This window comes from Shewanella intestini (assembly GCF_018221465.1).
In the GTDB taxonomy this organism is placed as follows: domain Bacteria; phylum Pseudomonadota; class Gammaproteobacteria; order Enterobacterales; family Shewanellaceae; genus Shewanella; species Shewanella intestini.
Window position 1 is genome coordinate 178,511 of sequence record NZ_JAAIKR010000004.1, and the last position, 20,896, is coordinate 199,406.

The window sequence follows — 20,896 nt, forward strand, 5'->3', positions numbered from 1 at the left end:
ATGTTTGAAATATGGACGCTTATTTCGCAGCAATCAAACCATTGTTAATGGCAATAACATCATCTTCACTCAATGTACCTGCCGCTTGTTTAAGGGCGATAATTGAGTTGATGTAGCCATAACGCGCTTCTGAAAGCTGACGTTTTGAGTCGTATAAGTCACGAGTACGGTTCAGTACGTCGACAATGGTACGAGTACCAACTTCAAAACCTGCTTGAGTGGCTTTTAATGCCGACTCTGAAGAAACCACAGATTGCTCATAAGCTTTAATTGAACTAATTGAAGCTGAAACATTATTAAAGTTATTGCGGATGTTCTTCACTACGCTGCGATGAGTCTGCTCAAGTTTTTCACTTGCTTCAACGTATTGGAACTGCGCTTGTTTTACTTTAGAGGTAACTTTAAAGCCTTCGAAAATTGGAATGCTTAATGTTAATCCAGCATTGACGTTGTCATAATCTTCACCAGGGTTACGATCAAGCCCTTTAGAATATCCCGCGTCTAATTTTAACGATGGCATATGACCCGCTTTATAAAGCGTAATGGTTTCATTGGCGATATCTTTGGCAATGCGCTGAGTCATTAAATCAATACTGTTATTTTCAGCCATTGTTAGCCACTGCTTAGAAGATGCCGGGCTTGGCGATGAAGCGTCAAAGCGAGTGGTATCAAGGACGTTAATTGACTTATGGTCTATACCAGTAATTTCGCGCAGCGCTTCATAACTATTAGACAGTGTATTTTCTGCAAGAATTTCTTGAGCTGAGGCAAGGTCAAATTGAGCCTGTGCTTCGTGAACGTCTGTAATGGCCGTTAAACCGACCGCAAAACGTTGCTTAGTTTGTTCAAGTTGACGTTCAATTGCTGCTTTTTCAGCACCTTGGAATTCAAAGTTATCTCTGGCAGTTAATACGTCAAAGTAGGCTTTAGTGACACGGATAATCAGAGATTGTAGTTGTGAGGCATAAGCAGAATCAGCTTGTGATGCAGCCATTTCCGCTAACGTTAATCCTACCCACGCACTGTGATCATAAATAACCTGACTTAAATTAACATTGCCTGTAAAGCCGTCGCTATCTTGGCTTGGGTCATTCCATGCTTTGTCATAACCTACTTTAGCGCTGATAGTTGGTAATAAAGGCGCGCGATTTTCTTCAATCGTTTCGTACAAGGCATCACGTTGTGCTTTTGCTTGTAACACGATCGGATCGCTAGTCAGCGCTTGTTGATAGATTTGAAGTAAATCATCAGCTTGTGTAGTAGGCGCAGCAAAGGTAAACGCTAATGCTGCATATATAGAACCCATTTTGAATTTCATGTGCTGCCCTTTTAGACATGCCTAATTAAGGAGGCTAAGTTAACTAATTTATATAACGTAGAAATTACGTTTCTTTTTATTCCATTGGTTCAACTGACAGCAGGGTCGCGGTGAACTAAGTTGGATTTTTTACTATAAAACAGTACGGTAATTACTATAAAATAGTAAGAAGAGTTGTGATTTCAAGTCAACTTGGAAGTGTAACAGATTTTTTTGAATGTGGATGTTTCTCAAAACAAATATTCGTCAATGCGGCATTTTTAATACGAATTGTTTTTAAATAAAATGGATCATTTTAAGGATACTCATGCCAAAGCCCCCGCTACTGAAGACTTTCAATGCTAATGATGATGTTGACATGCTATCTATCAAACCTTTGTATCAAGGTTTTTTTACTTTAGCGCAATACACATTTAGACATAAACTTTTTGCCGGAGGTTGGAGTCAGCCAGTTACCAGAGAAGTATTTGAACGCGGTCATGCTGTGGTAGTACTTCCATACGATCCTAAAACTGATTCTATCGTGTTAATCGAGCAGATACGTATTCCATCAATTACGACAACAAAACAGGTATGGTTACTGGAGCTCGTTGCAGGGATGATTGAAGAGAATGAATCCCACTTAGAGGTTGCTAAAAGAGAGCTTGCAGAAGAAACAGGCTTAGTCGGAGAGTCTTGGCAATATATTAATAGTTTTTTGGCCAGCCCAGGTGGCACAACTGAGCGCTTTTACTTATACCTTGCTCATGTTGATTCGTCTAAGGCGCAAGGTATTCACGGTTTAGTTTCTGAGTCAGAAGACATTAAAGTGCATGTTGTTAGCCGTGCGCGGGCATATGAAATGACCCAAACAGGGGAAATTGATAATGTGTCGACAGTGTTGGGGATACAGTGGTTAATGCTTAACTTGCAACGGATGTAGTATCATCAACTTGGGGTATTTATTTTTAAATTGTGTGATTAATTATCCTCTATATCGCGTAAAATAGCGATGGATTATCGAACTGAGGTGCTTGTGAAAGCCAATGCTAAACGAAAATATAACCCGAATGTGAGTGGTTTTTTAGCCTTGTGTGCACGTAATTATTGTTACATTTTGAAGTGGTTGCCTGATGAGGCAGTCGTTAATGATAATTGGACAGTTAAAGGCGAGTTTGGTTGTTTAAACGTTAAACTTATCGAGAATACTAAGTACACTCAGCTTATTGACATATCTCGTGAGTTACCAACAAGTTATTTTTTTAAACCGCCCTCTGCGCAGGTGAGGATTTATCACGATGCGCAATTAGCAGAAGTGTTAACTAGTCAGCAGATTTTTAGGTTAAAACCTGTGTATGATTATCCAAATTTTTATATGCACCAATCGGATGAAAAGTATCAAGTGAACGCGTTCCTTGAAGATTTACTGAAAATTGGCCGCTTACAAATAATTAATCCTATATGATCGTAGAGTTAAACAACTTAGGGAACCCTAGTGCAAAGAGAGCCAAAGAATTATTCAACCATGAAGAATGATTCCGTGCGTCTAGTCCAAATGACTGACCCGCATCTTTTTGCCGATCCTGACTCGCAATTACTTGGCGTCAATACGGCTAATAGTTTTAATGCGGTTATGGATACCTTTCTGGCGAATGGGCATCATGCTGATTTACTACTTGCCACTGGTGATATCAGTCAAGATTATTCACCGGAGTCCTACCACGACTTTACAGAATATGTCACCAAATTAGATTTACCTTGCCACTACCTTCCCGGTAATCATGATGATCCACGATTAATGAGCCTGCATATGCAAGGCGCGCATATGTTTGGACAGCAACTTATCACGATTGGTGATTGGCAGATTATCATGCTGGATTCAACATTACGTGGCAAACCAAGTGGTTACTTGAATGATTCTCAAATTGAGCTCATTGATTTTGCAATTAAAAAATCACCACATTTAAATGTGTTGTTATGTATGCATCATAATCCAGTGTTGGTGGGGTGTAAGTGGCTTGATCAGCACTGTATGGCAAATGGCAGCGAGTTTCTAGAAACAGTGAGCCAATACCCGCAAGTTAAGGGCATATTATGGGGCCATGTTCATCAAACATATGAACAACAATATCAGGGCCAACATGGTAAGATTGCGCTAATGGCGACACCATCAACCTGTATTCAATTCAAACCAAAATCATCTTACTTTGCATTAGATGGTGTACAACCTGGTTATCGTTTGCTGGACTTGCACAGCGATGGTAGCATTCACAGTCAAGTTTATCGTGTTCCTGGTGATCACTTTACGCCTGATAATGAGGCAAGTGGATATTAACTACTGTATGTTAAGGAATGACATTTAACCGTAGCGTGAGGATATATGCTGCTTTATATACATGGATTTAATAGCTCACCTTTATCAAATAAAGCTGTCTTAACTGCTGAATATATACGTCAACAATTTCCACAACTTGAATTTTATCAACCTCAATTACCGTCTTCGCCTCAACAAGCTATGTCAATGTTAATTGATATAACCGAGCAAGCTAAAGCGGTGGGTAAACCTTTACGTTTTATTGGTTCATCTTTAGGCGGTTATTTTGCGAGCTATCTTGCCGAAAAATACTCAGGAAAAGCGGTTTTAGTCAATCCTGCGGTAAAACCATTTGATTTATTTGAAGAGTTTATCGGACCGCAATACAATCCTTATACGGATGAACATTATCAAGTATTACCAGCGCATCGGGATGATGTCGCGCAATACAACACTGAAGTCATTTGTCATCCAGATCGCTTTTTTGTGATGTTGCAAACTGGTGACGAAGTGTTAGATTATCGTCAAGCACTGCATAAATATCACTGTTGTGAAATGTTACTTGAGCCTCAAGGCGATCATAGTTTTGTGGGTTATGAGTTACATTTGGCACGAATAAGCCAGTTTTTAAAGCTCGGTGAATAATAACGACTAAAAGCGTAACGCTTCTAAATAAATGTGTGGAATATGAGTAACCAATATACTTCTGATGCAATTGAAGTCCTTAACGGACTTGACCCTGTTAAACGCCGTCCTGGCATGTATACCGATACCATAAGACCTAACCACCTTGGGCAAGAGGTCATAGATAACAGTGTTGATGAAGCACTGGCAGGTCACGCATCAAAAATTGAAGTAGTACTGCATAAAGATAACTCCCTTGAAGTGACCGACGATGGTCGTGGTATGCCTATTGATATTCACCCCGAAGAAGGTATTCCTGGGGTTGAGCTTATTCTGACTAAACTTCATGCTGGTGGTAAATTTTCTAATGATAACTATCAGTTTTCAGGCGGTTTGCACGGGGTAGGTATTTCAGTTGTTAACGCACTTTCTACTCGCGTTGAAATTTCAGTTCGCCGTGATGCTCAAGTTTATCAAATGGCATTTGAAGATGGCTTTAAAGTAGAAGACCTTGAAGTTGTTGGGACATGTGGTCGTCGTAATACCGGTACTCGAGTGCACTTTTGGCCTGATCCCAGCTACTTTGATTCTGCTAACTTCTCTGTTTCTAAACTGGTATATTTATTACGTGCAAAAGCCGTATTATGCCCTGGGTTAAAAATCAAATTCGTTAATAAACAGAGTAATGAAACGCAAGAATGGTTTTATGAAAGTGGCTTAACTGATTATTTAAAAGAAGCGGTTAAAGGAGCAGAGTTATTACCACAAGACCCTTTTATTGGCAGTTTTAAAAGTGAATTAGAAGCGGCTGACTGGGCGATTACTTGGTTGCCTGAAGGCGGCGAAAGCCTTAATGAAAGTTACGTTAACTTAATTCCTACACCGTTAGGTGGTACTCACGTCAATGGCTTTAGACAAGGCTTGTTAGAGTCGATGCGTGAATTTTGTGAATTTAGAAATTTAATGCCTCGTGGTATTAAGTTATCACCAGAAGATATCTGGGATCGGGCTGCATTTATTTTATCGATAAAAATGCAAGATCCCCAATTTGCCGGACAAACCAAAGAAAAACTTTCAAGTCGTCAAAGTTCAGCATTTGTGTCTGGCATTGTTCGTGATGCATTTTCATTATGGCTGAACTCTAATACTGAATTGGCTCAACTGCTTGCCGATTTATGTATCAATAATGCCCAACGACGATTAAAAGCCGCTAAAAAAGTGGCGCGTAAAAAAGTGACATCAGGCCCAGCATTACCAGGAAAACTCACCGATTGTAGTGGCCAAGACCCGATGCGCGGCGAATTATTTTTAGTCGAAGGAGACTCGGCGGGCGGCAGTGCTAAACAGGCTCGAGACCGTGAATTTCAGGCGATTATGCCTCTTAGAGGTAAAATTTTAAATACTTGGGAAGTCGATGCTTCACAAGTGCTAGCCTCACAAGAGGTGCATGATATTTCCGTTGCCATTGGCTGTGATCCAGATAGCGATAAAATTGATGAATTACGATACGGTAAGATTTGTATTCTTGCTGATGCGGATTCTGACGGACTGCACATTGCGACGCTGCTGTGCGCCTTATTTTTAAAGCATTACCGAATTTTGGTTGAAAAAGGTCATGTGTATATTGCTATGCCGCCACTGTTTCGGATCGATATAGGTAAAGAAGTCTTTTATGCACTTGATGAAGAAGAGAAAACCACCATTTTAGACCGGATTGCACTGGATAAGAAAAAAGGAAAAATTCAAGTCACACGATTTAAAGGTCTAGGTGAAATGAATCCTCTGCAATTACGTGAAACCACGATGGATCCCAATACTCGTCGATTGGTGCAATTAACCATTGATGATGCACAAGAAACAGTGGCAATGATGGATATGTTGTTAGCCAAGAAACGATCTTCAGATCGTAAGTCTTGGTTAGAAAGCAAAGGAGATTTAGCCCAGATATAACAGGCTATGGCAAACATAATGACAAAACACACACAACAACATTGTTCAACGCGCTTGTTTAATACCCTGTGGGTAAAGCCCTGTTTGGGGTTAACAGTGATGTTAATGACCGGTTTAGTGAATACCAATGTATTTGCAGCCGATAGTGTCACCATTACGGTGACCAAAGGGTTTGGTATTTCGCTTTATGCAGCAGACCTTGGTGATATAAAGCAAATGGCGTTGGGTGACAAAGGTACATTGTTTGTTGGTTCTAAGAAAAAAGGCGTGGTTTACGCTCTTGAAGATACAGACAAAGACGGCAAGGTAGACAAGCGTTATGTTATTGCCAAAGGATTAGAATATCCTGAGGCTGTTGCATTTAATAATGGCAATCTTTATGTCACAGAAGAAGACCGTATTATTCGTTTTTCTGATATAGAGAGCCGTTTACGACGTCCCGGCCGAGCGACAGAAATATTTTCTGGGTTACCTGAGCTAGATAAAAAGTATACTCGTGCAATGCATTTTGGCCCCGATGGACGCTTATATGTGGCGATTGGTAGCCCGTGTAATGTATGTGAAGCACCAGCGCCATTTAGTAGTATTTTGGCCATCGATTTGGTCACGGGGAACAGTGAACAAGTCGCGGTGGGTGTACGGAAGGCGACAGGCTTTGATTGGTCACCGAACACTGGCAAGTTATGGTTTGCCGATTCAGGGCGCAATTGGATGGGCGATAATCTACCACCTGATGAAATAAACCGTGTTGATACTAAGGGGAGTCATTATGGTTTTCCGTATATTCATGCTACATCGGTTGAAGAGCCCGCTTATTTTAAACCTAAAAATTTAAAAGTTATTCCTCCTCAACTTGAATTGCCGGCACATGTTGGCCCCACCGGACTGCATTTTTATCGCGGCAAACAATTTCCTAAGCGTTATCAACAGCAGATGTTTGTTGCTGAAAATGGTTCTTGGAATCGCTCGAGTAAAGTGGGTTACCAAATCGTCATGTTGTCTGATCTGCCAACCAAAAAACGTGAAACTGTGGTGAGCTTTCTTGATGGCGAATTCCCTGTTGCACGGCCATTTGATTTAATTACTGCCTTAGATGGCTCGATGTATATTTCAGATGATCTTAAAGGCAATATTTACCGTTTATATTATAAAAACGCAGAACAATCACAGGAAATAAAATAATGAGTGATGCGATCGAGTTAAGCCTTGATGGTGTAGAGCAAATGCCCCTGCGGCGCTTTACCGAAGAGGCTTATCTTAATTATTCAATGTACGTGATCATGGACCGGGCATTGCCACATATTGGTGATGGGTTAAAACCGGTGCAGCGACGCATCATTTATGCCATGAGCGAGTTAGGTTTATCAGCACAATCAAAGCATAAAAAATCGGCACGTACAGTCGGTGACGTATTAGGTAAATATCACCCACATGGTGACAGCGCCTGTTATGAAGCTATGGTGTTAATGGCACAGCCATTTTCATACCGTTACCCGCTAGTTGATGGCCAAGGAAACTGGGGAGCACCCGATGACCCTAAATCTTTTGCTGCAATGCGTTATACCGAAGCCCGACTGTCAAAATTTTCAGAAGTTCTGCTTTCTGAATTAGGCCAAGGTACGGTTGAGTGGGGCGTAAACTTTGACGGTACAATGAAAGAGCCGACAACATTACCCGCACGATTACCGCACATTTTACTTAACGGTATTACAGGCATTGCGGTGGGCATGGCGACAGATATTCCACCACATAACGCCAAAGAACTGGTTTGTGCGTGTGTTGAGTTAATCGACAACCCGAAAGCGGATCTTGAACGTTTAATGGAAATAGTTCCAGGGCCTGATTATCCAACCGCAGCAGAAATCATTACCCCGAAAAAAGATCTCGAAAAAATTTACTCATCGGGGCGTGGCTCATTAAAAATGCGGGCAGTTTATACCATTGAAAATGGTGAAATTGTCATTAGCGCCTTACCGCATCAAGTGGGTAGTGGCAAAGTGTTAGAGCAAATGGCTGCACAAATGCAAGCCAAAAAATTGCCGATGGTGTCTGATTTACGTGATGAGTCTGATCATGAAAACCCTGTACGCCTAGTGATTGTGCCGCGTTCAAACCGTATTGATTGCGAACAAGTCATGACTCATCTGTTTGCAACAACAGATTTAGAAAAAAGTTTTCGCGTCAATTTAAACGTACTTGGATTAGATGGTCGTCCACAAGTAAAAGGGTTAAAGACCTTATTAACCGAGTGGCTTACATATCGGATAAGCACGGTGACTCGTCGATTACAGTTCCGGTTAGACAAAGTGCTGGCAAGGTTGCATATTCTTGATGCCTTAATGATTGCGTTTTTAAACATTGATGAAGTCATTGAAATCATCCGCTATAAAGAAGAGCCTAAAGCCGAATTGATGTCTCGTTTTAACTTGTCAGAAAAACAAGCTGAAGCGATTTTAGAATTAAAATTACGCCAATTAGGTAAGCTTGAAGAGTTTAAAATCCGTGCTGAACAAAATGAACTTGCAGAAGAACGTGACAAACTGCAATTGATTTTAGGCTCTGAACGTCGCTTACGTACCTTAGTGAAAAAAGAGCTGATTAAAGATGGTGAGACCTACGGTGATGAACGTCGTACTCCAATCATTGAACGTAGCGAAGCCAAAGCTTTAACTGAGCAAGAGTTAACACCTGCAGAAGCCGTTACTGTTGTATTATCTGAAAAAGGCTGGGTACGCTGCGCTAAAGGTCATGACGTTGATGCACAAGGTTTAAATTATAAAGCCGGGGACAACTTCCTTTGCAGTGCGATGGGGCGCAGTAATCAACCATCGGTGTTTATTGACACATCTGGACGCGCTTTTGCTACTGATACTCATACTTTACCGTCAGCCAGAAGCCAAGGTGAACCCATTACGACTCGGTTTAATATTGCTTCGGGTGAAACCGTGCGTCATGTGTTATTAGGCTCAGATACGCAGCGTTATCTTGTGGCTTCGGATGCAGGTTACGGCTTTATTTGTTCGTATTCAGATATGATCAGTCGTAATAAAGCCGGTAAAGCCTTGTTGTCACTGCCTGCTAATGCGCAAACTATGCCACCGCAGTTAATTGGTAATGTGCAAGAGCAATCGTTATTAGCTGTAACCACCGAAGGCCGGATGTTAATGTTTGCTCTAGAGGCTTTACCGCAATTATCTAAAGGTAAAGGCAACAAGATCATTGGTATTCCAACTGAGCGGTCTAAAAATCGTGAAGAAATGCTATTGCATGTGGTTATTGTACCGCCAAATGCCGCGGTGACTTTATGGGCAGGTAAGCGCAAACTAACTCTTAAAGCCAGCGATTTAGAGCATTATCGTGGTGAACGTGGTCGCCGTGGTGCTAAGTTACCACGCGGTTTACAGCGTGTAGATTCTATCGATGTTGAGGCTAACGCCGTGTTAGATACTGCCATTGAATCTAATCATCCTGATGACAGCTTGAAAAAATAGTAACGCAGTTATGCGCGTACTCATTTTAAATGCCACCTTATTTTAGGTGGCATTTTTTTAGCCCTAAAATTGACCACGGTAAGTAGTGATAATTAATTTGAATAAATCAATTAAAACAAAATACTGCTGATGCCTTGATGCCTTGATGCCTTGATGCCTTGATGCCTTGATGCCTTGATGCCTTGATGCCTTGATGCCTTGATGCCTTGATGCCTTGATGCCTTGATGCCTTGATGCTTTGATGCTTTGATGCTTTGATGCTTTGATGCTTTGATGCTTTGATGCTTTGGTGCTTTGGTGCTTTGGTGCTTTGGTGCTTTGGTGCTTTGGTGCTTTGTGTTTTGCCGAGATCAGGTTTTGATGGTGCTATCGAGTGGATATCTTGGGGCGTAACCTTGGGCGTTATATTATGCAGGAGAAGTGGTTGGTGATTTTCAGCAGAAGTAAAAATGCCACCGAAATATTCGGTGGCATTTATTTTTGGTATCTATGCGTTTAGTCAATCAATAAATTTGCAGCAATAAAATGATTTACATAAACAGCAAAATAACATCAATGAAGCGGCGTTAATTGTTGCTTTAGGGGTTAGCTAAATTATGCCACTTCATAGAAATTAGGTTCAAACGCTAATTGGGTTTGAATAATGTTATTCGCCATCTTTGCGCATTTACCGCACTGGTTAGCAACACCAAGACGCTTTTTAACATCAGCTAAAGTGTAATCACCTTGGCTAACCGCCTCTTTAATTTGTTGGTCGGTAATTGCATTGCAAAGACACACGTACATAACAGCCTCATTAATTAGTTAGATCAGAGAACAACTCTCTACCCTAAAGAATAATGCAATTGTAAATGAAAAGGATTCTCATTACTAATAACTTTTTGGAACGATAAGTATCGGTGATATTTATTGTTGTTATAGCAAATTGTGATGGACTGCTGATTTTGCCGTAAAAGTGAACACAGGTAGAGTTAATAACCGCGTTCAAAGTTGACTGTAAATTCAAGCGGCTTTGCTGCTAACCAATGTTGGTAGTTACGGCAGAAAATGTCGATAATTTGTTCTGGAAAGCTCGGCGCTGCGATATGTGGGGTAATAATGGCATTATCGCACTGCCAAATTGGATGCTGAGTTGGCAGTGGCTCTTGGCTAAATACATCAAGTATGGCCAATTGATGTGGTTTGCTATGCAATTGCAAGCTAAGTGCATCAAGATCTAATACATCACCGCGGCCAATATTGCATAATACCGCCGTTTCTTTAAACAATTTAAGTACTGGTGCCGTTAATATTTGTTGGGTATGTGGAGTGCTTGGAAGCACACTGACAATGGCATCCGCTGTTGGTAAATGTAAGGTAAGTGTATTAAGCGCTGCGGTGACATCAAAGCCGTTGACCGAGTTTCCATGGCGGTTAATGCCAGTAACATGCATACCAAAGTGTTTGGCTGTAGAGGCAATGTGTTGTGCGATTGACCCCGTACCAAGTATTAAAAGCCGCTGTCCCTGTAGTGTTTTAAAACGTTGTGCACGCCATGTAGCTTGGGATTGTAATTGTCTATAATGGGCGTGATGTCGTTGGTGGGCAAGTAAATAGCCAAACACATATTCACTCATTAGCGAGCCAAATATGCCTTTAATGTTGGTAAGTAAATAATCTTGACGTTGATTTTTCCCTATTAATTTATCAACTCCGGCAAAGGTTGATTGTAGCCACTGTAAATGGCTTGCATGGACAATGAGAGGGGCGGCTAATGCAGGCTCTGCAAACCAAATGTTTGCTGTACGAATATTCGCAGGATCATCATCAAGTATGGTGAGCTGCGGCAATGTTGCTTGTTCAAGTAGGTGACGATAATGGTCATTATCTTTAGTTAATAGCAGCAGCTTGTTAGTCATAATTAGAACTCAGTTTTTCTAAGTGGTTTAATTAGGCGTAAAACAGTTATTCGAACCAGTTTTCAAATGGCGAATCCATAGTTGTATCTTGAGTTATTTGTGCTGTGGCTTCAATGATGGCTTGTGCTTTGTCGGGGTAATTACTGAAAATTCCATCGACATTAATATGTTGCAACGCTTTAATATCATCAGCTTCATCAACAGTATAAACAAACACTTTAACACCGCGCTGGTGAGCATCTTTAATGATGGCTTGGTTAACAAAGTTAATCGATAGGTTAATTGAGTATGCTTGCAGCTGTGTGGCAACCTGCGCCAAAGTAATTGGAACACCATCGACTAAAGGGGCGACATAAGCTTGAGGAAATTGCTGACGGACACTCATTAAATAATGGTGATTAAAGGATGAGATTAACAGCTGCTCTGCACTAAAGTTGAGCTTTGACAATATTTTCGGGTACATGGTTAAAAAGGGAGTTAAACAGAAACAACCTTTAAGCTCTATGTTGACCATGCAGCGACCATCAATAACAGTGAGTACCTCCCATAACGTGGGGATCGGTTCACCCAAAACACGCAATTGAGTCATGTGTTGTTTAGTGGTTAAGTGAACCGGCCCAAAACCATCTGACTTTTTTTCTAAACGGCGATCATGATACACATACAACTCACCCTCAACATTATGAATATCAAGCTCAATTGCTTGAACGCCAAGTTCAATGGCCATCTTCATCGCCGCTAGGGTATTTTCTGGTTGGTAACCACTTGCCCCTCTATGAGCAAAAACTAACATGCAGTATTCCTCTTTAAACCTTTAATAAGCTAGATTGATCTCGCGAATTACCATTATTGAGATGGATTTCCATTTGTGGGTAAGCTAATTCAACCTGATTTTGTCGCAGCTTTTTGCTTATCTGTTTATGCAGCATATGCCTTAATGGCATGCGATCATCCATTTCTTTGGCGTAAGAGCGTACTTCATAATCTTGAGTATGTTGACCAAAGCCGACGAACCATACGTCCGGTTCAGGCGTTGACAATGACATTTCACATTCACGTACCGCTTGGTGTAGTAGCATTTCAACTTTGGTGGGATCGGCGTCACGGGCGACAGACACTTTTACAATAACTCGAGTGATAGGATCAGAAAGTGACCAGTTAACTAATTGTTCGGTAATAAAGGCTTTATTGGGGACGATAATCTCTTTTCTGTCCCAATCTGAAATTGTTGTTGCACGGATTTCAATTCTTGTAACTGTGCCAGTTAAATTACGAATGGTGACGGTATCGCCAATACGTATTGGTTTTTCAAATAAAATGATTAAACCGGAAATAAAATTGGCAAAGATTTCTTGTAAACCAAAACCTAAACCGACTGACAAGGCGGCGACTAACCATTGTAATTTAGACCACTCGAGTCCTAGACTTGAGAAGCCAATAATCATGCCTAACAGTACGATTAAATAACTACTTACCGTAGTAATAGCAAACCCAGTGCCGGGCGATAAATCTAAGCGTTGTAAAATGGTCAGTTCTAACATACCCGGAAGATTTTTAGCGATAATAATCGAGAACCAAGTGAGTACCACACCAACAACTAAGGATTTCAACGTAATCGGAACTTGCTGCTCAAGGCCATTAATGGTCGAATTTGTTGTCCATAAGGTAATGCCATCTAAAAATGATAATACTGCAGTATGTGTGTGCGATAACAGAGCAATTAGACTGGCAATAAAAGCGAGCATTAACAGGGTGCGTACTAATCCTATTGATTGGCTTGCAATGGTATCAAGGTCGATGACTGGCTCTTCATAGCTCTCTAAAGGTTCAGATGAATTAAGCTCGCCACGCTCGCGTTGTGAGAGTTGCTCAGCACGTTTAGCTTTAGCGCGATCAAACGCAATTAGACGTTGTTCGATAAGCATCCAACGCTTAATTAATTGATAAAGCAATAAGAAACACAGGCCAACAATTATTGAGATTTGCAGTTGCATTAATAGCTGCACCGCAGTGAAGTAATACCCAATGGCGGCAGCAATAAGACTGATAACAGGCACGGCAATAATAAATAGCCAAAGCAGCTTTTGTAGTAAGCGCATGTTTTGTTTGTTAGGGTGATTTTCTAACGTTGACTCGGCAAATAAAAATACCCCGCGATAGAAATCAAATAAAACGATACACAAGATGATAAATGCGCCACGGCCTAAACTGTTGCGCACAAAAGAAGTGTCGAGCATCTCGGTGAATCCCATTATGGTCATCAACGGTGTTGTCATCAGCGCGAAGATGAAAACCTTACCTTGCAAGGTGGCAATTTTAGGTGCAGGACGCCTGAAGTGTTTGGTTAATACGCCATTTTCAGCATAGAGCAAATAGATAAAACGAAAGATAAAGAAGTTAGCGCCAAGCGCCAATAAACCACAGCCCAAAGCGAAAACAAAATTGTGTTTCGACATAAACAATATCGCTCCGCCAATTATCACCGGCAGCGGCTTGATGGCAGCATAAGCAAATGTTGCGGCCAACGTTTTTATGGTGTAGATAAATTTATCTTGGGTAACGTTACCGACATAAGTAGCGTACCTTGCATTCATGCGGGTAAATTTAGGAGATAACATGTCCTGAGCCATTAAGCACAAGATGAGTAATATTACCCACCAAGCCCACAAATAATTCTGTACTTTCCACTCTTGCTTGAGTTGGTGCCATTGCTCTGGATGAGCTAACCAAGCAATACTTTTAAATAGATTGGCAGCCCAAATAGTGCCAATACTTTGGGCATTAGGCACCCAAAACAAATGTTCATTGAGGGTGTTTTTTAGCAAATTATGTAACTGAGTCAGTTGCTCATAGGCTAAGCGTAATTTAGCCAGTTCATTTAAGTATTGATCATTACTATGAGTAAGTTGTGACAATAAATTCTGTTGAGATTGTAATAATTGCAATTGTTGCTTAGGTAAGTTTGTGTGATTTTGCAGTTTGTTTTCTAACTCAATAGTAGTTTGTTCAAACTGATAACGTGCAAGCCTTGCGTCAGCCATATCATTTTGAATTTGAGCGAGATTTGGTGGCTTAGGCAGCGACTGTAAAATATCTAAAAATCGTTCACCAAACGCAGCATTGGTTTTTACCCAAGTAATTTGCTCTTTTACATTATTAAGTTGAATTGATTGTGACTGATAACGTTTTTCGACGCTCTCTTGCTTTGAAATCGTGTCATCAATTTTGCCGTTTAGTAATTTCAATTGCTGGGTAAAATTGATGTTGGTTTTATTAAGTTGCTGAGAAATGGGGTCTTGTTGTAAAGGCTGCGATAAATAGCTAGCAATCGTGTTGTCGGTTTGGGTTTGTCTTTTGACGCCAATTTTTAAATTAAGCTGCTCTATAAAGTTTTCTTGTTGTTTTAAAGAATAACGCAAAACCTGTTGATTTAACTGGTTAATTTTAATTTGAATTGGGTTAGCTTTGAGTTGAGTTTGTAAACTATCAATATGCTGGTTTAGCAGTTCAACTTGTAATTGATATTTCAATCCTAAAGGGGTATCAACTGGGGCTTGTGGTGTACGTAAATGTTGTGACAATGCAGTACGTGCCGTTGCAATGAGTTCTGGCAGCTGCTCACGAGAACGCACCAATTGGCTATATAATTGGCTGGATTGCTTTTCGCTTTCTTTTAGCTCAGTGAGCAAGGAATATGACATTGATGCCTGCTGAGCAATATCGATATTAGGTGAAATAGATAGCGGTTGTTTACTTTGCTCTAACTGTTCATATAAGCGCTGTTGAGTGGCTTCGTTGGAGTCATAAATGGCCTGATATGCCTGCTGCTCTTTCTTTAAACGAGCAATATCTTGTTGGAGTTCTTCGATTTGAACATGGATATCTATCGAGTGTGATTTTGTCTCAGAGGGGATCCCTAAGCGCTTGTTAATTGATAGTGGGGAATTTGCATTTGCCTGACACGCAAATACACAGAAAAGTAAAATAGCAGCAAGTAAGCGGGGGAAAAATAGCATAAGAAGTTACCCTGTAGTTCATGGGCTTATGGTAGCCAAAAATTGCTGATTATGCTTTCTTTTTTTGTTGGTGTTGCATGGTTTCGAACATGGCTGTTGCAACAATAATCAACCCACCAATCATGGTGCTGCTAGAAAGGCCTTCATTGAGTAGAAGTAGCGCTAAAATTGCGCCATAACAAGGTTGAAGGCAAGACACTAAACTGACGGTTTTAGCGCTAAGCTTTCTAAGTGCTGAAGCAAATAAGGCATGGGGCGCAGCAGTAAAAAATACTCCTAAAATAACCAACATTAACCAGGTATTTTGAGAAAGGGCGCTTAAGTCAGTTTGTTGCCAAGGTAGTAAGATAAATACTGCCACCACAGTTTGGTAAAACATGGCTTTTGCGCCGCCATACTGCGAAAAATGTTTTTTATGAATAAGATTTCGGGCTGTAAATAACGCTGCAGAGCATATTCCAACAATGATCCCTAAGGTAATGTCATTATTCAAATTAGCTTCAGGAATTAATAATATCACCCCAATTAACACGGCAATTGCTGACATTACGTCAATAGCTTGAATGCGTTGCTTGTTCAATAGTGGTTCAATTAAGACAGTCATCACGGGGTAAGTATAAAAAGCAATCATGCCAATCGCGACCGTTGATAATTGCATTGCAGCAAAATATGTTACCCAATGCGCGCACACCAAAGTACCGAGCACAAGGGCGACTTTATAATCTTTGGGCTTAGTGAGGGACAGCGTTTGTGTTGATACTTTGACGAGAATCGCTAAAGCCATCGCTGCCACCACACACCTAAAAAGGGTGATGTCGGCTGCATTAAGTGGAATTAGCTTTGAGAATAGCGCCGTACCACCAAAAAGCAGTACGGCTAAATGTAGCTCTAATAAACCGTTTTGATGGCCACGTTCTGGCATCAATTAAGCTTTGATATTAGCAAAAGGTTGTCCCATGCGGGTAGTTTCGCCTGGAGTTGCATCGTCAACAAATGAGGAAATAGCATCTTTGCCCCATAACATGACGACTGTGCTGCCGAGTTTAAAGCGACCCATTTCTGCGCCTTTTTCTAAGGTGAGTGCTTGAGGGCCTGTGGTTGGGTAGTCCCAACTAAATACTTGTTTGCCACCAGGCGGGGTAACGGTGCCCGCCCAAACGGTTTCAATACTTGCCACAATGGTCGCTCCCACAAGCACCATCGCCATTGGGCCGAGCTTCGTTTCAAAAATTGCTACTACGCGTTCATTTCTAGCAAACAATCCAGGTACATTTTGTGCGGTTAATGGATTGACCGAAAATAAATCACCTGGAACATAGGTCATCTTTGATAATGTGCCGCTAATCGGCATATGGATACGGTGGTAATCTTTGGGGGCTAAATAAATCGTTGCAAAATCGCCTTCATCAAAACGGGCAGCGTCATCAGCATTGCCACCTAACAATGCTAACGAGGTATATGTATGACCTTTCGCTTGGAAAATATTGCCCGCTTCAATAGGGCCTAATTGACTCACTGCACCATCAACTGGGTGCGCCATGATGTTGTCTGAGTCGCATATTGGACGAATGCCCGCTTTAAGCTCACGGGTAAAGAAATCATTAAAGGTTTTATAAGCTTCAGGTTCAGGCTTTGCGGCTTCTGACATATCAATTTTATATTGTTTAATAAACCATTTAATTCCTGCAGTGGTAATTGAACCTAGTTCTGCAGCGGCAAATTTGCCGACCAAACGAGATAAAAAGTGTTTAGGTAATATGTACTGCAAGGCAATTTTTAGTGAGTCCAAAACGTAATCCTATTGAGTTCTGTCATATGAAAACGAAAGTTATTATATTGAAGTGATGATAGTCATCTACAACGTTATAATGCGTCAAGTGATTGTTGTATTGACGCTTATTGGCTGTCGTTTTGTTTATTGTTAATCTTCTAAGCTGCGAAAATGTCTGGCATGGCGCTGTTCACCGAGACTGGTGATGATTTTTTGGTAATTATAAAACCTATCTTGAGTAATATGGCCGGACTTTAGTGCTGCTTGTAGTGCACAGCCTGGGTCATCTCCGTGTTTACAATCACGAAATTTACACGTGCCAAGAAACTCTCTAAATTCAATAAAGCACCAACCCACGCGTTCAGCAGGCAGGTGCCATAAAGCAAATTCCCTAACGCCGGGGGAGTCAATTAAATCCCCACCACTTTTAAAGTGCAGTAGTCTGGCTGTCGTTGTTGTGTGCTGCCCAAGACCTGAGTTATCAGAAACATCACCGACCAATAAGTCTGCATCAGGCATTAAAGCGTTAATTAATGAAGATTTTCCAACCCCAGATTGACCGGCAAAAATACTGACTTTGTCATCAAGCAAGGCTTTAATTTTTTCAACACCTTCACCTGTGTGGCTGCTGACGCGATAAACGGGATAGCCAATGGCTTGATAGCGTGCAAGTGCTTGGTCTATTTCAGCTTGATTATCATCATCAATTAAATCAACTTTATTGAGCACAATAATTGGCGAGATATCAGTGTCTTCACAAGCAACAAGGTAACGATCAATTATTTGAGTGGTAAAGCTGGGCAAGACAGACGAGACAATCAAAATTTGGTCGATATTAGCCGCGATGATTTTGACGCCGTCATATAAATCAGGGCGGGTAAGTGAAGATGTTCGCGGATGTACCGCCTCAACAATACCGCCAATGCCTGTACCTGGTTGGGTTTCTGTCGCAAGACGGACAATGACTTTGTCGCCAGTCACTAAACTAGAAATATTGCGGCGAATATTACAACGAGTCGTGACGCCATCAATGGTTTCAATATCGGCATGTTGACCAAATCGAGATATTACCGTGCCGGCTTGTTCTGCGCCGAGGAGGTTGTCTTGTAGTTCGGGGGTGTCGGCTGCTGAAGCTTTTCGTGATAATCGTTTGCTTTGATTATCGCGCATGCGTCGTAATTGGCCTTTACTTAATGGTTTCTTTTTACTCACAGACTCATCTTCATTAATATAAGGTGTTTTTTTGTGTTTCCAAAACACAGTATGATACACACTCTTTAATAAAAAAGCCTGAATTTAGGGCGATAGACATAGATAAGGCAAATTAATGACTGCGAATGCGAATAACTTGATTTGGGTTGATTTAGAAATGACAGGTTTAGAGCCTGCTGTTGACCGTGTCATTGAAATTGCAACCATCGTTACCGACCAAGAGCTCAACATTCTTGCCCAAGGCCCCGTTTTGGCCATTCATCAGTCGGATGAGCTGTTAGCGGGTATGGATGATTGGAACCAAAAACATCATGGTCAATCTGGATTAATTGAACGTGTTAAAGCCAGTGATGTCGATGAGCAAGAAGCCATTAGACAAACGATTGCCTTTTTAGAGCAATATGTTCCTAAAGGTAAATCACCAATGTGTGGCAATAGTATTGGCCAAGATCGTCGCTTTTTAAATAAGTATATGCCGGAGTTAGAAGATTATTTTCATTATCGAAATGTTGATGTCAGTACAATTAAAGAGCTGGTTAATCGTTGGCAACCACAAGTAATGAGTGAGTTTAGTAAGAAGAATACTCATCAAGCATTAGACGATATTCAAGAATCTATCGCTGAATTGCAGTTTTATCGCGCGAAAGTATTTAAAATTTAACCAATCAAACCATTTTTTGAAAAAAGAGGTTGCAGTGGGCTGAATATTACATATAATTCGGCCTCAACTTTCAGCGATGCGCCAAACATTGCAAACGAAAGTGAGAGAATTTTTAAAGGCGACATTAGCTCAGTTGGTAGAGCGATACCTTGCCAAGGTATAGGTCATCGGTTCGAACCCGATATGTCGCTCCAAATTCTCAAAGTTAAAATTGAAAAAGCGACATTAGCTCAGTTGGAAAAGGTTGATAATCGATACCTTGCCTAATTGTTATTTATGACGCAAATGAGGCGACATTAGCTCAGTTGGAAAAGGTTGATAATCGATACCTTGCCTAATTGTTGTTTATGACGCAAATGAGGCGACATTAGCTCAGTTGGAAAAGGTTGATAATCGATACCTTGCCTAATTGTTGTTTATGACGCAAATGAGGCGACATTAGCTCAGTTGGTAGAGCGATACCTTGCCAAGGTATAGGTCATCGGTTCGAACCCGATATGTCGCTCCAAATTTTAACTTAACATGTTGTAAGGCGACATTAGCTCAGTTGGTAGAGCGATACCTTGCCAAGGTATAGGTCATCGGTTCGAACCCGATATGTCGCTCCAAATTTTAACTTAACATGTTGTAAGGCGACATTAGCTCAGTTGGTAGAGCGATACCTTGCCAAGGTATAGGTCATCGGTTCGAACCCGATATGTCGCTCCAATTTCTTGTTTTCTTCACCATCTCCCTGTTTTAGTTCATATTCAATCCAGTCATCATTATAATTTTCTGTATTTCTGTATTTCTGTATTTCTGTATTTCTGTATTTCAATTTTCTACTGTTTTAATGTTAAATGGTATCTAGTTTGTTCTGGGTGTCCTTTACTCTTTATGATATTTGTCTTTTTTAGCCTACTTGCCGTTTAAATTTGTTCTGCTATTTATTTGTGAGGGGGTTACACGGTTCGTTTTGTCATATTTGCATTAGGGATAATGAAACCAATCTTCGTTGTTGAATCGGCAACGTAATTAAAGTTAATTTTTATCGTTAATTTAGTGATTGTTAATGTGAAAGTTTGAAGGTGCTCAAATAAACACCGACTGATATGGTTGATAATTACATCAATGTTTCCTCATTTTACCGTTCAGGAGTGGAATATGCGTATTCAACAGCTTAGTGAGTTACTCGAATATATTGCCGATTGTCGTTTAAGTATGGGGAAACTATACGGGCGTTTACATCGAAACGCTGACTCTGCAAGGGTTAAATTGATGCTAGAATATTTCCAGCAGCATGAAAAGCATGTCCACGATACCTTGATTGATTATATTGATGGGGCACCAAAGCGAATGCTCGATACATGGTTTAAACACGTAGTATTTGAAGACTTTTTGAAACGATGTGAGCAAACAATCTTGCCAGCTAGCATGACTGAAGACCAAGTGTTGGAGTTACACCTTAGCTTAGAGCATCGCTTACTTACCTTGCTAGAAAAAACAGCTAACTCTTGCGCCACTAATGAAATAAAAAGTGCATTACAAGATCTTGTTAGAGTTGCTAAAACTCAGCAACAAAGGTTGGTCCATAGCAGTTTACGTATGGATGATATTTAACTTCCCACTGTTTTATGGTGCTACCGTCACTTTCTCACAGTATTTGAATAACATGTAATAGTA

The 20,896-nt window shown here is 40.8% G+C and carries 17 protein-coding genes and 4 tRNA genes; 13 read left to right on the top strand and 8 right to left on the bottom strand.

The annotated features are described in order from the left end of the window. Positions 1–19: 19 nt before the first annotated feature. Entirely contained in the window at positions 20–1,318 is a 1,299-nt protein-coding gene (tolC, locus tag G3R48_RS06665) for an outer membrane channel protein TolC (protein WP_153661692.1), read from the bottom strand. Positions 1,319–1,625: 307 nt separating this feature from the next. Here tolC and nudF point away from each other — a divergent pair, with 307 nt between their 5' ends. The 7 genes from nudF to parC all read left to right on the top strand — a co-directional run bounded on the left by nudF (position 1,626) and on the right by parC (position 9,676). Then, complete coding sequence (nudF, locus tag G3R48_RS06670; RefSeq protein WP_153661690.1) at positions 1,626–2,240, top strand: ADP-ribose diphosphatase; 615 nt, start codon at positions 1,626–1,628, stop codon at positions 2,238–2,240. Positions 2,241–2,309: 69 nt separating this feature from the next. After that, complete coding sequence (locus G3R48_RS06675; RefSeq protein ID WP_153661688.1) at positions 2,310–2,762, top strand: DUF1249 domain-containing protein; 453 nt, start codon at positions 2,310–2,312, stop codon at positions 2,760–2,762. A 30-nt stretch (positions 2,763–2,792) separates the two neighbouring features. Further along, the gene (gene cpdA, locus G3R48_RS06680; protein WP_212593248.1) at positions 2,793–3,632 is read left to right on the top strand and encodes a 3',5'-cyclic-AMP phosphodiesterase; all 840 of its coding nucleotides are present in this window, start codon (positions 2,793–2,795) and stop codon (positions 3,630–3,632) included. A 45-nt stretch (positions 3,633–3,677) separates the two neighbouring features. Beyond that, positions 3,678–4,256 (top strand): YqiA/YcfP family alpha/beta fold hydrolase, encoded by a 579-nt coding sequence (locus tag G3R48_RS06685; protein WP_153661684.1) that lies wholly within the window; start codon positions 3,678–3,680, stop codon positions 4,254–4,256. Between the two features lie 42 nt (positions 4,257–4,298). Continuing rightward, positions 4,299–6,185, top strand: coding sequence for a DNA topoisomerase IV subunit B (gene parE, locus G3R48_RS06690; RefSeq protein ID WP_153661682.1), 1,887 nt, complete (start codon positions 4,299–4,301; stop codon positions 6,183–6,185). A 99-nt stretch (positions 6,186–6,284) separates the two neighbouring features. Then, entirely contained in the window at positions 6,285–7,367 is a 1,083-nt protein-coding gene (locus G3R48_RS06695; RefSeq protein WP_153662132.1) for a PQQ-dependent sugar dehydrogenase, read from the top strand. Further along, the gene (parC, locus tag G3R48_RS06700) at positions 7,367–9,676 is read left to right on the top strand and encodes a DNA topoisomerase IV subunit A (protein WP_153661680.1); all 2,310 of its coding nucleotides are present in this window, start codon (positions 7,367–7,369) and stop codon (positions 9,674–9,676) included. The genes G3R48_RS06695 and parC overlap by 1 nt, the downstream gene beginning before the upstream one ends. Before the next feature lie 594 nt (positions 9,677–10,270). On the opposite strand, the gene G3R48_RS06705 is transcribed toward parC, so the two are convergent. The 7 genes from G3R48_RS06705 to rsgA form a co-directional block, all read right to left on the bottom strand. Next, on the bottom strand, positions 10,271–10,462 hold the full coding sequence (locus tag G3R48_RS06705) for a bacterioferritin-associated ferredoxin (RefSeq protein WP_153661678.1): 192 nt from the start codon (positions 10,460–10,462) through the stop codon (positions 10,271–10,273). 185 nt (positions 10,463–10,647) lie between these two features. Next, positions 10,648–11,574, bottom strand: coding sequence for a D-2-hydroxyacid dehydrogenase (locus G3R48_RS06710; RefSeq protein ID WP_153661676.1), 927 nt, complete (start codon positions 11,572–11,574; stop codon positions 10,648–10,650). Positions 11,575–11,620: 46 nt separating this feature from the next. After that, positions 11,621–12,367: a glycerophosphodiester phosphodiesterase gene (locus G3R48_RS06715; RefSeq protein ID WP_153661674.1), complete on the bottom strand. Its 747-nt coding sequence runs from the start codon at positions 12,365–12,367 to the stop codon at positions 11,621–11,623. Between the two features lie 13 nt (positions 12,368–12,380). Next, positions 12,381–15,590: a mechanosensitive ion channel domain-containing protein gene (locus tag G3R48_RS06720; protein WP_153661672.1), complete on the bottom strand. Its 3,210-nt coding sequence runs from the start codon at positions 15,588–15,590 to the stop codon at positions 12,381–12,383. A gap of 49 nt (positions 15,591–15,639) precedes the next feature. Further along, positions 15,640–16,512: a DMT family transporter gene (locus G3R48_RS06725; RefSeq protein ID WP_153661670.1), complete on the bottom strand. Its 873-nt coding sequence runs from the start codon at positions 16,510–16,512 to the stop codon at positions 15,640–15,642. Between the two features lie 3 nt (positions 16,513–16,515). Then, complete coding sequence (gene asd, locus G3R48_RS06730; protein WP_153661668.1) at positions 16,516–17,379, bottom strand: archaetidylserine decarboxylase; 864 nt, start codon at positions 17,377–17,379, stop codon at positions 16,516–16,518. Between the two features lie 132 nt (positions 17,380–17,511). Beyond that, positions 17,512–18,573, bottom strand: a complete 1,062-nt coding sequence (gene rsgA, locus G3R48_RS06735) for a small ribosomal subunit biogenesis GTPase RsgA (RefSeq protein ID WP_212593253.1) — start codon at positions 18,571–18,573, stop codon at positions 17,512–17,514. Between the two features lie 115 nt (positions 18,574–18,688). Between rsgA and orn the strand changes: the two genes are divergently transcribed. From orn to G3R48_RS06765, 6 genes are all read left to right on the top strand, one after another. Beyond that, a complete protein-coding gene (gene orn / locus G3R48_RS06740; RefSeq protein WP_153661666.1) occupies positions 18,689–19,234 on the top strand; it encodes an oligoribonuclease in 546 nt (181 codons plus the stop codon). 118 nt (positions 19,235–19,352) lie between these two features. After that, a tRNA-Gly gene (locus G3R48_RS06745) sits at positions 19,353–19,428 on the top strand. Between the two features lie 238 nt (positions 19,429–19,666). After that, positions 19,667–19,742 (top strand) — tRNA-Gly (locus tag G3R48_RS06750). A gap of 24 nt (positions 19,743–19,766) precedes the next feature. Beyond that, a tRNA-Gly gene (locus G3R48_RS06755) sits at positions 19,767–19,842 on the top strand. Between the two features lie 24 nt (positions 19,843–19,866). Beyond that, a tRNA-Gly gene (locus G3R48_RS06760) sits at positions 19,867–19,942 on the top strand. Positions 19,943–20,377: 435 nt separating this feature from the next. Further along, positions 20,378–20,833, top strand: a complete 456-nt coding sequence (locus tag G3R48_RS06765; protein ID WP_153661664.1) for a hypothetical protein — start codon at positions 20,378–20,380, stop codon at positions 20,831–20,833. Positions 20,834–20,896 lie beyond the last annotated feature (63 nt).

Excerpts from the sequence above, each read along its gene's own strand:
- G3R48_RS06705 (WP_153661678.1), bottom strand. The coding sequence starts at position 10,462 with ATGTACGTGTGTCTTTGCAATGCAATTACCGACCAACAAATTAAAGAG.
- G3R48_RS06675 (WP_153661688.1), top strand. The coding sequence starts at position 2,310 with ATGGATTATCGAACTGAGGTGCTTGTGAAAGCCAATGCTAAACGAAAA.
- parC (WP_153661680.1), top strand. The coding sequence starts at position 7,367 with ATGAGTGATGCGATCGAGTTAAGCCTTGATGGTGTAGAGCAAATGCCC.
- G3R48_RS06695 (WP_153662132.1), top strand. The coding sequence starts at position 6,285 with ATGTTAATGACCGGTTTAGTGAATACCAATGTATTTGCAGCCGATAGT.
- G3R48_RS06715 (WP_153661674.1), bottom strand. The coding sequence starts at position 12,367 with ATGTTAGTTTTTGCTCATAGAGGGGCAAGTGGTTACCAACCAGAAAAT.
- G3R48_RS06720 (WP_153661672.1), bottom strand. The coding sequence starts at position 15,590 with ATGCTATTTTTCCCCCGCTTACTTGCTGCTATTTTACTTTTCTGTGTA.
- orn (WP_153661666.1), top strand. The coding sequence starts at position 18,689 with ATGACTGCGAATGCGAATAACTTGATTTGGGTTGATTTAGAAATGACA.
- G3R48_RS06765 (WP_153661664.1), top strand. The coding sequence starts at position 20,378 with ATGCGTATTCAACAGCTTAGTGAGTTACTCGAATATATTGCCGATTGT.
- G3R48_RS06725 (WP_153661670.1), bottom strand. The coding sequence starts at position 16,512 with ATGCCAGAACGTGGCCATCAAAACGGTTTATTAGAGCTACATTTAGCC.
- tolC (WP_153661692.1), bottom strand. The coding sequence starts at position 1,318 with ATGAAATTCAAAATGGGTTCTATATATGCAGCATTAGCGTTTACCTTT.
- G3R48_RS06710 (WP_153661676.1), bottom strand. The coding sequence starts at position 11,574 with ATGACTAACAAGCTGCTGCTATTAACTAAAGATAATGACCATTATCGT.
- parE (WP_153661682.1), top strand. The coding sequence starts at position 4,299 with ATGAGTAACCAATATACTTCTGATGCAATTGAAGTCCTTAACGGACTT.
- G3R48_RS06685 (WP_153661684.1), top strand. The coding sequence starts at position 3,678 with ATGCTGCTTTATATACATGGATTTAATAGCTCACCTTTATCAAATAAA.
- nudF (WP_153661690.1), top strand. The coding sequence starts at position 1,626 with ATGCCAAAGCCCCCGCTACTGAAGACTTTCAATGCTAATGATGATGTT.